General features: G+C 70.4%; 11 protein-coding genes. 3 read left to right on the top strand and 8 right to left on the bottom strand.

Annotated elements, in window-relative coordinates; translation table 11 throughout:
- Positions 1–108: 108 nt before the first annotated feature.
- Positions 109–1,755 (top strand): GGDEF domain-containing protein, encoded by a 1,647-nt coding sequence (locus tag L6Q67_RS06085; RefSeq protein WP_296566808.1) that lies wholly within the window; start codon positions 109–111, stop codon positions 1,753–1,755.
- On the opposite strand, the gene L6Q67_RS06080 is transcribed toward L6Q67_RS06085, so the two are convergent.
- From L6Q67_RS06080 to L6Q67_RS06045, 8 genes are all read right to left on the bottom strand, one after another.
- The gene (locus L6Q67_RS06080) at positions 1,742–2,206 is read right to left on the bottom strand and encodes a DUF2269 domain-containing protein (protein ID WP_296566805.1); all 465 of its coding nucleotides are present in this window, start codon (positions 2,204–2,206) and stop codon (positions 1,742–1,744) included. The two genes, L6Q67_RS06085 and L6Q67_RS06080, sit on opposite strands and share 14 nt — an antisense overlap.
- Positions 2,194–3,501: an SDR family oxidoreductase gene (locus L6Q67_RS06075; protein WP_296566803.1), complete on the bottom strand. Its 1,308-nt coding sequence runs from the start codon at positions 3,499–3,501 to the stop codon at positions 2,194–2,196. Before L6Q67_RS06075 ends, L6Q67_RS06080 begins: the two co-directional genes overlap by 13 nt.
- A gap of 95 nt (positions 3,502–3,596) precedes the next feature.
- The gene (locus tag L6Q67_RS06070) at positions 3,597–4,124 is read right to left on the bottom strand and encodes a MarR family transcriptional regulator (RefSeq protein WP_296566800.1); all 528 of its coding nucleotides are present in this window, start codon (positions 4,122–4,124) and stop codon (positions 3,597–3,599) included.
- 89 nt (positions 4,125–4,213) lie between these two features.
- Complete coding sequence (locus L6Q67_RS06065) at positions 4,214–5,047, bottom strand: aldo/keto reductase (protein WP_296566797.1); 834 nt, start codon at positions 5,045–5,047, stop codon at positions 4,214–4,216.
- Positions 5,048–5,107: 60 nt separating this feature from the next.
- Positions 5,108–6,367 (bottom strand): hypothetical protein, encoded by a 1,260-nt coding sequence (locus L6Q67_RS06060; RefSeq protein WP_296566794.1) that lies wholly within the window; start codon positions 6,365–6,367, stop codon positions 5,108–5,110.
- Positions 6,368–6,405: 38 nt separating this feature from the next.
- Positions 6,406–7,194, bottom strand: coding sequence for an outer membrane lipoprotein-sorting protein (locus tag L6Q67_RS06055; protein ID WP_296566790.1), 789 nt, complete (start codon positions 7,192–7,194; stop codon positions 6,406–6,408).
- Between the two features lie 15 nt (positions 7,195–7,209).
- Entirely contained in the window at positions 7,210–8,598 is a 1,389-nt protein-coding gene (locus L6Q67_RS06050; RefSeq protein ID WP_296566785.1) for an FtsX-like permease family protein, read from the bottom strand.
- On the bottom strand, positions 8,595–9,302 hold the full coding sequence (locus L6Q67_RS06045; RefSeq protein ID WP_296566782.1) for an ABC transporter ATP-binding protein: 708 nt from the start codon (positions 9,300–9,302) through the stop codon (positions 8,595–8,597). Before L6Q67_RS06045 ends, L6Q67_RS06050 begins: the two co-directional genes overlap by 4 nt.
- 140 nt (positions 9,303–9,442) lie before the next feature.
- Here L6Q67_RS06045 and L6Q67_RS06040 point away from each other — a divergent pair, with 140 nt between their 5' ends.
- On the top strand, positions 9,443–10,372 hold the full coding sequence (locus L6Q67_RS06040; RefSeq protein WP_296566779.1) for an AraC family transcriptional regulator: 930 nt from the start codon (positions 9,443–9,445) through the stop codon (positions 10,370–10,372).
- Between the two features lie 104 nt (positions 10,373–10,476).
- Positions 10,477–12,810, top strand: coding sequence for a transglycosylase domain-containing protein (locus L6Q67_RS06035; RefSeq protein ID WP_296566777.1), 2,334 nt, complete (start codon positions 10,477–10,479; stop codon positions 12,808–12,810).
- The last annotated feature ends 5 nt before the right edge of the window (positions 12,811–12,815 follow it).

Raw genomic sequence — 12,815 nt, 5'->3', positions numbered from 1 at the left:
GCCCGAAATCGCCCCGATGGGGCGACCCCTTGGGGCGTGGGGGGCATTGACGCTACCATCCGGGCTGGCCCGCCACCCGGCGCAGGTCCGTGCAGCTTCGACAGGCCCATGAACCTGAAACGCTTCGGCAACAGCCTCTTCGCCCGCATCATCCTGTTCGGCCTGCTGCTGGTCGTCCTGGGTGGCATCACCCGCTACTACTTCCAGGCGCGCTTCCTGCGCGAAGACCTGACCCAGCTGGTGTCGTCCCAGCAGACCGCCCTGGCCCAGGCTGTGGCCCAGGACATCGACACCAAGATCCAGGACCGGCTGCGTCTCCTCGAGCGCCTCGCCCTGACCCTGCCTCCGGCCCTGCTCGACCAGCCCGAGGCCTTGCAGGCCTGGCTGGCGGAGCGCTACCAGCTGAACCCGGTGTTTTCCCTTGGTGTGCTGGTGGTGGATACCCGTGGGCACGTCCTCGCGGACTATCCCAAGGTGGCGGGCCGTGCCGGCTCGTCCATCGCCGACAACCCCGACTTCGTGCGCGTGGCCCGGGGCGAGAGCGGGGTGGGCAGGCCGCGCCTGGGGCCGTTCACGCGCCAGTCCATCCTGCCCATGGGCGTGCCGCTGAAGAGCCCGGATGGCCGCGTGCATGCGGTGCTGCTGGGCATCACCGCCCTGGGGGCGCCGGGCTTCCTCGACCGCATCTCCCACGGCCGCATCGGAGAGAGCGGCGGCTTCCTGCTGATCTCGCCCGTCGACAAGCTCTTCGTCGCGGCTGGCGATCCGGAGCTGGTGCTCAAGCCCACCCCCGCCCCGGGCATCAACCTGCTCCACGACCAGGCCATGGCGGGCTTCCGGGGCAGCGGCATCACCCGCAACGCCAAGGGTATCGAGGAGCTGTCGAGCATCGTCGGCGTGCCGAGCACCGGGTGGTTCGTGGTGGCCCGCTTGCCGACGGCCGAGGCCTTTGCCCCGGTCCGTCGTGCCCAGGACGTGGTGATCCGCCACAGCGTCACCGCCCTGCTGCTGGTGCTGCTGGTGGTCGGCTTCATGGTGCGCGTCATGCTCGGCCCCCTGAAAAATGCGGCGGCGCTGGCCGATGGCATGACCCACGGCGAGATTCCCATGCGGCCTCTGCCGGTGGTGCGTGACGACGAGGTGGGGCGCCTGACCACCGCCTTCAACCAGCTGCTCGACAAGCTCGCCCGCAGCCAGGTGAAGCTCGAACGCATGGCCCATCACGACGAACTCACCGGCCTGCCCAACCGCGTGCTGCTGGCCGACCGGATGCACCAGGGCCTGGCCCGGGCGCGTCGCAACGGCCTGCGTATCGCCGTGCTGTATCTCGACCTGGATGGCTTCAAGCCCATCAACGACAGCCTCGGGCACGGGGTCGGCGATGAGGCCCTGATCGAAGTGGCCCGCCGCCTCTCCAGCGTGCTGCGCCAGAGCGACACCCTGGCCCGGGTGGGGGGCGACGAGTTCGTGCTGCTGGTCACCGACCTGACCCGGGACGACGAGGGCCATCTGGCCGCCCTGGCCGACCGCTGCATCGACACCCTGACCCCGCCCCTGACCTTGCGGGACACCTCATGCACCCTGGGGGCGTCCATCGGCATCGCCCTGAGCGAGGCCGACGACGAACCCGAGGCAGTGCTCCAGGCCGCCGACCGGGCCATGTACGAGGCTAAGCAGGCCGGGCGTGGTCGCTACGCCACCGCCCCCGGCGCCCGAACCCCCCAGGCTCCCGCCCGGCCGTTCATACGGGCTTGAACACCATCAGGAAGTACACCACCACCATTGCCGCAAAGGCCGGGTAGCCGAGCCGCTCCCAGCGGCGCGCAAAGAGCCAGTACTGGGCGGGTAGAGCGCGGCCCTCGGCATGGGCAGCCACCGCCATCTTCCCCATGCGGATCTGGTACCAGACCACCGGCAGCCAGCATAGCCCGGCCAGTGCATACAGCCCGACGGAGGCCAGGATCCACAGGGAGTCCAGGGGGTAGCCGGCCTGGTGGATCAGCCAGGCGCCGGAGAGGGGCTGGATGATGACCGCCGGGGTGGTGAACCACCAGTCGGCCCGCACCACCAGGCGCGAGACCACGGCAATCGCCTCCACCGAGCCCGAGCGGTTGGCGAAGAACAGGTAGAAGGCCGTGCCGAAGCCGGTGCCCACCATCAGCACCGATGACAGGATGTGCAGGGTCTTGATGCTCAGGTAGTCCATGGCTGCGGCTCCGACATGAGGATGAGGAGGATGGCGAGGATCGGCAGGTTCTTGAGTACCGGGCCGAAGGGGTGGGACAGGAAGGCCGGCAGGGCGACGGCGATGATGGCCGTGTAGCCCAGCACCAGTGCGGCCTGCAGGCACCACAGGCGGCGGCTTGGACGGAACAGGCAGGCCAGGCCCATGACCAGGTCGAGGGCGGCAGCGGCATACAGGGCGAGCGCCGCCAGGCTGCCGTTCAGGCCCACCCCGGCGAGCAGGGCCAGGCTGGCGTCGCGGGGATGGACTGCGATGCTTACCCAGGCGGTAGCCAGCCACACGAAGGCCAGGGTGTAGCGCAGCAGTGGTGTGCGCCAGGCCGCGAGGGCGCGCCCGCGCAGGGTCTCGGCCTGGGCAGGGGGGATGAAGCAGGCGATGCCCCGAGGCGGCCGCCCGAGCAGGCGGGTCAGGGCCGCTGGGTCGCCGGTGCTGCCGGCCTGCAGCATGCGCCAGGTGTCCGGATTGAGCGGGACGCCGTCGATGCATCCGCCCAGGCGGGCGGCCAGGGCCATCACCGGGGCCGGCACGGGCAGCTGGCGGGTGGGAGCCAGGCCCATGCCGTGCCGGTAGTGCTCAAGCATGCGGCCGAAGCTGACCCGGGTCGCGCCGACCACTTCGATCTGCTGGCCGGCCGGCTGGCCTGGATCCATGGCCCGCAGCACGGCCTCTGCCACATCCTCCACCTGCACGGGCTGGAAGTGGGCGTCCCCGAGGGTCGGTACGGGCAACAGGGGCAGGCTGGCGAGCTGGCGAAGCAGGGTGGAGGAGGCGCCGTCGACGCCATGGACCAGGGACGGACGCAGGATCTGCCAGGCGACGGGCAGGCGCATCAGGGCCTGATCGGCGGCGTGTTTGCTGCGGAAGTAGGCGGTGGTCCCGGTGTCGGCGCCCAGGGCCGAGATCTGGACGACCCGCGCCACCCCGGCCTCCACGCAGGCTGCAAACAGGGCGGCCGGGGCGTGGTGGTGGAGGGCGTCGAAGCGGCTGTCGCGGGTTTCGGCGATGATGCCGACGGCGTTCACCACCACCTGGATGCCGTCCAGGCGCCCGCGCCAGTGCGCCACGGTGGTGTCGATGCGGAAGTCGATGGCCATGTCGTCGGGGCGGCGGGCCTGGCGCACGCCCCGGATCACCTGGTATCCGGCCCGACTCAGACGGGTAGAAATGGCCCGGCCAAGAAATCCTGAGGCGCCGCAGACCAGGACCTTCAGCGGCGTCACCGGGCGGGAGGGCGGAGGGTGTTGTGCTCCGTGCATTTTCAATCCTTTATGACAGACTTTTCTGTAAAAACAGAAAAAAAGGGCTTAAAAAAACGGGCGGCGAAGCCCGTCCTGCCCGCGGGGGGCGGGGCTTATTCCTTCCGGCGGATGGCCTGACTGATGCGGGCGCTGACGCCCAGGGTCTTCATCAGGGTCTCGGGTTTGTAGCGAAGCATCTCGTCGGCCAGGCTGCTCATGATCTCGATGAACTTGAGGGTGTCCTCGATGCGCTGGCGGGTGCCTTCCTCTTCATCGGCGATGGCCGGGTTGGCCAGGCATTCCCGCAGGGCGGTGGCGGTCGGATCGATCTCCCGCTGGCGCCGGCCGGCGACGATCAGCTTGAACAGCTCCCACACGTCGGCCGAGGTCTCGAAGTGGTCGCGGCGTTCGCCCTTCAGGTGCACCACCCGCACCAGGTTCCAGGACTGCAGCTCCTTGAGGCTGGTGCTGACGTTGGAGCGCGCCACGCCGAGGGTCTCGGTGATCTCCTCGGCGTCCATGGGGCGGCCCGCCAGGTAGAGCAGGGCATGGACCTGGGCCACGGTGCGGTTGACGCCCCAGCGTGAGCCCATCTCGCCCCAGTGGAGCACAAAGCGTTCGGCTATCGGTTTCAGTTCCATGGGCGCATGGTACGCCGTCAGTTATTTCTGTCAATACAGAAATAACTGACTAATCCGGGCGTGGGGCTGCTGGTGGAGCTTGACACGTCTCAGTGCCCGAAGCTGTCCGCGTCGAGCATGTCGGGGTCGGGGCGGTCGAGGGTGTCGAGGGCGCTCATCTCGGCGGGGCTGAGGCTGAAGCCGAAAATGTCCAGGTTCTGGGCGAGGCGTAGCGGGTTGGCTGACTTGGGGGTGGCGACGATGCCCTGCTGCACGATCCAGCGCAGCACGACCTGGGCCGGGGTGCGCCCGTGGGTTTCGGCGATGGCGGTGATGACGGGGTCGGCCAGCATGGCGTTGCCGCAGCCCAGGGGGCGCCAGGCGCCGGTGGCGATGCCCTTCTGGTGATGGATGGCCAGGAGGTCGTCGCGGTGGTGCCAGGGGTCGAGCTGGAGCTGGTTGAGGTGGGGCACCAGGCCGGCATCGAAAAGGCGCTGCAGGTGGGCGGGCTTGAAGTTGGAGGTGCCGATGGCGCGCAGCTTGCCGGCTTCCAGGAGCTTCACCAGGCCCTGGAAGGCTTCGACAAAGCGGTTCTGGTCGGGGTTGGGCCAGTGCACCAGCAGCAGGTCGATGTAGTCCACGCCGAGCCGGGTGAGGCTGGCCTCGCAGGCCTGGCGGGCGCCGTCCACGCTGTGCCACTGGCGGTTGAACTTGGTGGTGATGAAGACTTCTTCACGGGGCAGGCCGGCGCGGCGCAGGCCTTCGCCCACGCCGCGTTCGTTGCCGTAGTTCTCGGCGGTATCCAGGTGACGGTAGCCCAGGTGCAGGGCTTCGGCGACGGTGATGGCCGCCTCGTCGTCGTTCATGGGCCAGGTGCCGAGGCCGAGCAGGGGGATGCGGACGCCGTTGGCGAGGGTCAGGCGGGGGGCGAGGGGGACGGTCATGGGGCGCTTCTCGTAAGGCGATGAGCCAGTGAGACCGACCCCGGCCGGCGCGGTTCCGGGCTAGAAGTAGTAGCGCAGGCTGAGCTGCCAGCCATGCTTGTCGGGCAGGGCGCCGAAGACGCTGGTGGGGCGGCCGCTGTGGGCCTGCCACTGGACGGCGTAGTCCACGCTGCCCTGGTGGTAGCGGGCTTCCAGCCAGCTGCGCTGGCTGCGGTCGGTGAGGTCGAGGGTGTGCATGGCGCTCAGGTCGAGGCGGGGGATCAGCGCGTCCTGCCACACGCCGTGCAGGAACACGGCGCGCCGGGTGGGCATCTCCTGGGCCGTGGCGGCCCACTGGCGATAGGCCGCGTAGACCGCGGGCGGGCCCTGGCGCAGCTGCCGCCAGTCGTCCGCATCGAGGCCGCCGCCGTTGTGGTGGTATTCGGCGCTCAGGGACAGCTTGTGGGCGGTGGTGTGGGTGAGGCCGGCGGACAGGCGGTTGTGCCAGGCGCTGCAGCGGCAGGGGGCGAAGGCAGGCAGGGACTGGCTCAGTTGCGAGGGGCTGCGTCCGGCCGAGCTCTCCAGGTAGGCGACCGTGGCATCGGTGACGAGGCCGGTGAGGTTGAAGCCGAACTGGGTGGGCAGGCTTTCCTCCTGGTACACCAGCAGCTGGGGCGTAAAGCCGCCCACCTTCTGGCTCAGGGCCAGCAGGCCCCGGTGCTGCCGGTTGGTGGCGCCCAGGTCGGGGTTGAGGCCCTCCGGCTCGGCTTGGCGGGCCAGGCCTGGAGAGAACAGCGCGCTCAGGGCGCCGCCCGCCCACAGCTGCTGGCCCCGCAGCATCACGCTGCCCTGGCGGTTCTCCTTGAGGCTGGCGGGGCTGATGGATACCGCGGCGCGCACCGCGCCGGCGCGGAAGTAGTCGGTGGGGTTGTAGCCCAGGGCCACGCCATTGCGCACGTTGATGCGCCCCAGGTCGACGAGGGTGTCGGGCTGCAGGCGCCCGCTCAGGTAGGCTTCCTTGAGGGTGTTGATGGCGTGCTCGCGGCCCCGCAGGGCGGGCTGGCCGAGGTCCAGCCGGTCTGCCACCAGGACGCGCCAGTCGTGATTCAGGGCGTGGTCGTACTGGATGTCCAGGGACAGGCGACGGGTGCTGCGGGTGTCGCCGCTGCTGCGCAGGTGGCTGGCGCCCAGTCCCGCCTCGACGAAACGTCGCCAGTCGCTGGGGGCCTGTACCTCGGTGGGGGCGGTGTCGGCCAGCTGCAGGGCGTCGAGTTCGGCGTCCTGGGCGGCCACGGGGCCGGCGCCCGGCAGCAGGGCGATGATCAGGCCGAGCGCGGGCAAAGAGGTCTGTGGGGGCGGGCTGCCGGAACCCGTGTTCTTCATTCGGGCCGGAAGCGGGGCAGGTAGTCGCGCTGCAGCCAGGTCTCGGGCACTTCGCGCTTCACCCAGTCGGTGTAGCGCATCACCGTGACCCAGTCGGGCTCCAGGCCGTCGATGATCACCGTCTCGGTGGGGCGCTGGATGCCGAACACGCTCTGGTAGCGCCGGTAGTAGGCGGTTTTCAGGAGCTTGCCGCTGTCGGCGTAGAAGCGTGCCTTGAGGGGGCGGGCGGTGGCCACGTCCACCCACATGTCGATGCGCGCGTAGGTGGCGTCCGGGGTGCTGGCGGCCAGGTTGAGGCGGTGGCTGCGCCGGGTCTGGCGGTCGCCGTCCTGGGTGTCTTCCTCGACGGCGCTGGTGGCCTGGTAGTCCCGGGCCAGGTTCACCGTCACCACGTCGCCGTTGGAGGCCTGGCCGAGCAGGCGCTGCTGCGGCGACAGGCGGATGCTGGCCTTGCTGGCCGGGTCGTAGAACCACAGGTCCTTGCCGTTGAAGAGGATCAGCTTGCTGGCGTCCCGGGCCGGGGCGACGTAGCGCACCAGGCTGCGGAACTGGCCGCCGTTGGGGTCGGCGCGGGAGTAGATGGCCAGGGTGCTGCTGTCGGTCTGTTTGCCCTGGCGGTATTCGGTGAGGGTGTTGGTGAGGCCGAAGGGGAAGTCGGGGTTGCGCACGGCGTCGCTGGCCACCAGGATCTCCTGGGGGCTGGGCGCCGCCCGGGTGTCGTGGGTGGCCAGCGTCAGGCTGGCGCAGGCCAGCACGGGGGCGAGGAGGCGGCGGAGTGTCTTCATGCGTGTCGGGTTGGTTCAGGCGTGGCGCAGGGCGTCGACGATCACCAGCCTGGCGGCGCGCCGGGCCGGCCACCAGGCGGACAGCAGGGTGACGGAGAGCATGCCGGCCACGCTGCCGATGAGCAGGCCCGGGTCCTCCCCGACGCGTACCAGGATCAGGTAGGCGTAGGAGTAGCCCGGCGGTGTCCACGACCAGCCGCTGTGGTTGATGGCGTAGGCGATGAGCACGGCGCACAGCACTCCCAGCGCCGATCCGGCAGCCCCCAGCAGCAGGGCCTCGCACACGAACAGGCGGCGAATGCCGGCGCGGCGCAGGCCCATGGCCCGCAGGGTGCCGATCTCGGTGGTGCGCTCCACCACCGCCGTGCTCATGGTGTTGCCGATGGTGAACAGCACGATCACGCCGATCAGCAGGGCGATGAAGCTGAACATGGAGTCCATGAACTCGTTGGTCTGCCGGTAGATGGGGTTGAGGGTGTCGAAGTCGAGGATCTCCAGGTCGGCCTCCTTGAAGTCCTCGGCCAGCAGCCGGCCAAGGTGTTCCCGGGCAGCGGGGATCTGCCCGGTGTGGTGGAGCTGGATCAGGATGGCGGTGACCTGGGGCGTGCCGGCACCGAAGATCAGGCGCTGGGCCTGGGTCAGGTGCATGGCCATGTACACATCGTCGAGGGCCTTGATGCCCATGTTGCTGGCCTGGATCACGTTGAGGCTGGCCACGTTGGGGGCGCCCCGGGCGGTGGCGGCGAGCATCTCGATGCGGTGCCCGGCGCCGGGGGCCGGGCCGGCCTTTTCGAGGGACGACAGGGCGGCGATGTCGTCGGGCAGCGCGGTGCCGTCCGGCGTGGCGGGGGGGCTGGCCGGCTGGCAGTCCGGGGCGTCGAGCAGCGCGCACAGCCGCAGCTTGCGCGCCACCCCCGTGCCGATCACCACCGTGTCGCCGGGGGCACCGGCCAGGGGCAGCGGCCGGGCGTAGCTGACCACACCCAGGTCGTTCCACTCCATCATGCGGTTGCGGTCCTCGGGGATCAGGCCGGTGGCCATCACCGAGCGGGACACCCCGGCGGCAAAGTTGCCGGCAATGCCGCCCAGCTGCAGCGTGGGCGTGGCAATCGCCAGCATGGGGGCCAGTACCGGGTCCTGGCGGATTCGTTCGAGCAGGCGCGGGTAGTCGGCGATGCCGTAGGCCGTGGGGTTGTCGCCGCCGTCGAGAAAGTAACCTCTGCGCTGGATCTGCAGGTGGCCCGTCTGCTGCACGAAGCCGGTCTGCGTACCGTAGATGATGTTGGAGCGATAGCCCCCGAACAGCAGGATGGCCACCAGGCCCACCACCATGGCCAGCAGGGTGGTGAGGGAGCGGCGGCGGTTGCGCAGCAGGTTGCGCAGGGCCAGGGACCAGGTGCTCATGGCCGGCCTCCTGCCGTGTTGCGGCCCGCCTCGATACCGGTGATGCGCCCGTCGCGGATGAAGATGATCTCGTCGGCCTCGGCGTGTACCTGGGGGTCGTGGGAAGAGAACACGAAAGACACGTCTTCCTCGCGCTGCAGGCGGCGCATCAGGGCGATGATGGCGGCGCCGGTGTGGCTGTCCAGGTTGGCGGTGGGCTCGTCGGCCAGCACCAGTCGCGGCGCGGTGGCCAGGGCCCGGGCAATCGCCACCCGCTGGCGCTGGCCGCCGGAGAGCTGGGCCGGCAGGTTGCGCTGGCGGTCCGACAGCTCCACGGCGTCGAGCAGGGCGTCCACCCGCCGGCGCCGTTCGCCGGCGGCCACCCCGGCCAGGGCCAGGGGATACTCCACGTTCTCCCGGGCGCTGAGCACCGGGATCAGGTTGAAGTTCTGGAAGATGAAGCCGATGTGGCGGGCGCGGAAGTCCGACAGGGCGTCGTCGGGCATGGACTGCACCTGCTGGCCGGCCACCGTGATCTCGCCCTGGTCGGGGGTGTCGATGCAGCCGATGAGGTTGAGCAGGGTGGTCTTGCCGCTGCCCGACGGGCCGGCCAGCACAGTGAAGGCCCCCTGGTGGATGTCGAGGGTGATATCGCTGAGGGCCGGTACGTCCACCGACCCGAGACGGTAGGTCTTGCCCACCTGACGCAAACTGACCGGATGCATGGTTTTCCCCAAAAACACTGAGCAGGGCCGGCTCCGGGCCGACCGGAGCGCATCCTACCCAGCGGGCAGACGGGGGGTATTGTACGTTTCCGACATCGCGGGGGGCTGTCGTGGCGGGCGGCGCTCCGTATACTTCAGGCATGTTCAGGATCGACCCGATCCCCTCCGGCGAGCTGGCCACCTCGCTTTCGGCTGCCCGCTCCGAGCTGTGGCTGCCCCGTGCCGCCCTGTCGTCCTGCCTGCGGGGGGTGATGAGCCGCGACACCCGCGGCGTGGCGCTGGCCGAGGGCGACCGCTACAACCACTTTCCGGCCACCCCGGTGTGCTCCCTGGTCTGGTATTTCAGCGGCGACGCGGAGGTGCTCGACCCCCACCGGCCCGCCACCCCCGACACGCCTGGCCGGCCCCTACCCGATCGCATCACCTTCTGCGGCCCCTTCAACCGGCCGGTGATCAGCCGCAACCCGGGGCCCATGCACGCCATGATGCTGATGCTCATGCCCGACGCCCTGGGCCAGCTCACCGGCCTGGACCCGGGCGCCTTCCTCAACCGGGTCGTGCCCGCCGGCGATGTGCTCGACCCGGCGTGGATGGCCATGTGCCGGGCCGTGGACGTGGCCCCCGACGACGCGGCCCGGGTGGCCCTCATCGATGAATTCCTGGCGCCCCTGTGGCGGCAGGCCCGCCCCGACGCGGCCTCGCCAACCCGCGTGTATGCCGACTGGTCCCGCGAGCTGGCCCTGCGCGCCTCGGTGTCGGGCTGGGGGCGCAGCATGAGGCAGGTGGAGCGGCGCATCAAACAGTGGACCGGCCAGCCCCTGCGCGAGCTGCGCGGCATGGGGCGCTCCGAGCAGGCCTTCTTCGATGCGGTGGTGGCCGGGCGCTCCGGCGAGGTGAACTGGAGCGACGTGGCCACCAGCAGCGGCTACGCCGATCAATCCCACCTGAGCCGCCAGAGCCGCCGCGTCACCGGCTTTCCCCCCGCCGAACTGCGCCGCCGCATCTTTGCCGACGAGAGCTTCTGGGCTTACCGCCTGTGGGGTTTCAGCGAGAGCCAGCTGCCTGACTGAGCACGGGGCACGGGCTCTCCGTGGGGTCGAATTCATCCGGCTGCGGGCGACCCTGCAGGGATATGTGTTAAAACCCGTGGCTTCCGAGCGCCACCCTTGCCCCGATGTCCCTGCGCCTCCGCCTGAGGCAGGCCCTTGCCGGCCTGCTGCGTGTTCTTGCTCCTTGGCTGTCCCGCCTGCGTCGCCCGACCCGTCGCGAGCTGGTGCTGGGCGTCGCCGCGCTGCCGGCGCTGCTGCTGGTTTACAGCCTGATCCTCATCCCCTTCACCCCAGGCATCCGCGACATCCGCAAGGCCAAGGTGGAGCAGCCGGCACGGGTGCTGTCGGCGGACGGCAAGGAGCTGGCGGTGTTCAAATGGGCCAACCGGGAGTGGGTGGGGCTGGATCGGGTGTCGCCGCAGGTGAAGGCAGCGCTGATCGCCACCGAGGACCACCGCTTCTACAGCCACCACGGCATCGACTTCTATCGTCTGGGCGGCGCGGCCCTGCGCACCTTCACCGGCGACAAGCAGGGCGGCTCGACCCTGACCCAGCAGCTGGCCCGCAACCTCTTCCCCGACGAGATCGGCCGCGCGCCCACCCTGACCCGCAAGCTCAAGGAGGCCATCACCGCCTTCAAGATCGAGGCGGTGTACTCCAAGGACGAAATCCTCGAGACCTACCTCAACACCGTGCCCTTCCTCTACAACGCCTGGGGCATCGAGATGGCGGCGCGCACCTATTTCGACAAGCCGGCCCGCAGCCTGGACGTGCTCGAGGCCGCCACCCTGGTGGGCATGCTCAAGGGCAACAGCTACTACAACCCGGTGCTCAACCCCGAGCGGGCACTGGCCCGGCGCAACACCGTGCTGGCCCAGATGGTCAAGCGCGGCCAGCTCGACGAGGCCCGCCTGGCGGCCCTGCAGAAGAAGCCCCTGCGCATCGACTTCGAGCGCCAGCTGGAGTCCCCCGGCCCGGCTCCCCACTTTGCCCAGCAGGTGCGCAAGCAGCTCATCGCCTGGGCCGACAGCCACGACTACAACATCTACACCGACGGGCTGGTGGTGCGCACCACCCTGGACAGCCGCCTGCAGGCCCAGGCCACCCAGGCGGTGCAGCGCCGGGGCCGCCAGCTCCAGGCCCTGGCCGACCAGGCCTGGAGCGGCCGCAAGGGCTGGGCCGGCAGCCCCGAGCTGGTGGAGGCGCTGGTCCGGGAGTCGAAGGACTACCGTGCCGCCGTGGCCCGCGGCGAGGCCGCCGACGCGGCCCTGGCCCGCCTGCTGGCCGACCGGGCCTTTACCGAGGCCCTGCGCCAGGACAAGACCCGCCTGCAGGTGGGTTTTCTGGCCATCGACCCGCGGGACGGCCAGGTGCGCGCCTGGGTGGGCAGCCGGGATTTCCAGACCGACCCCTTCGACCACGTGGCCCAGGCCCGGCGCCAGCCCGGCTCCACCTTCAAGCCCTTCGTGTACGGCGCGGCCTTCGACAAGGGCCTGCGCCCCGCCGACACCCTGATCGACCGGGAGGTGGAGATCCCGCTGCCCAACGACGAGGTATGGCGCCCCACCGACGAATCCCCGCCCAGCGGCAAGCCGGTGAGCCTCAAGGACGGGCTGGCCTACTCCCGCAACCGCATCACCGCCCAGCTGATGGAAGAGGTCGGCCCGGCCCGGGTGGCGCGGCTGGCGAAGCGGATGGGGGTGCGCCAGAGCCCCCTGGAGGAGGTGCCGTCCCTGGCCCTGGGCACCAGCCCCGTGACCCTGCGCGAGATGGTGGCGGCCTACGCCACCCTGGCCAACGCCGGCGGCTACATCGAGCCGGTGCTGATCACCCGCATCGAGGACCGCAGCGGGCAGGTGCTGGCCGAATTCGCCCCGGTGGCGCCGGAGGCGGCTCTGGACCCGGGCGTGGCCTACACCCTGCTCGACGTGATGCGCGGCGTGGTGGACCGGGGCACCGGCGTGGCCATCCGCAACCAGTTCGGCCTGCGCGCCGACCTGGCCGGCAAGACCGGCACCACCCAGGACAATACCGACGGCTGGTTCATCCTGATGCACCCACAGCTGGTGGCCGGCGCGTGGGTCGGCTTCAACGACAACCGCATCACCCTGCGCAGCGACTACTGGGGGCAGGGGGCCCGCAGCGCCCTGCCCATTGTCGGGGACGCCTTCCATTACGCCCTCGCCAACCGCCTCATCGACCCGCGCCAGCCCTTCGTCTCGAAGGAAGAGCCCGGCCTGCTGCAGCGGGGCTGGCGCTGGCTGAGCGGCCTGTGGGCCGATCCCGAGCCCGCGCCGGAACCCCGGCCCGCTCCGCGGCGTCCCAGACCTCAGGCGCCCCCGCCACCGGAGGCGCCTCCGGTGGTGCCCGTGGCGCCCACGCCGGCACCCTCAAGCCCACCGCCAGCCCCTGGCGGCGAGACGGCGCCCGAACCCGCTACCATCCCGGCGCAACAATGAGCCCC

The sequence above is a fragment of the Zoogloea sp. genome (genome assembly GCF_023150065.1).
Taxonomy (GTDB): domain Bacteria; phylum Pseudomonadota; class Gammaproteobacteria; order Burkholderiales; family Rhodocyclaceae; genus Zoogloea.
This window is presented reverse-complemented; position numbering and strand designations above follow the sequence as displayed.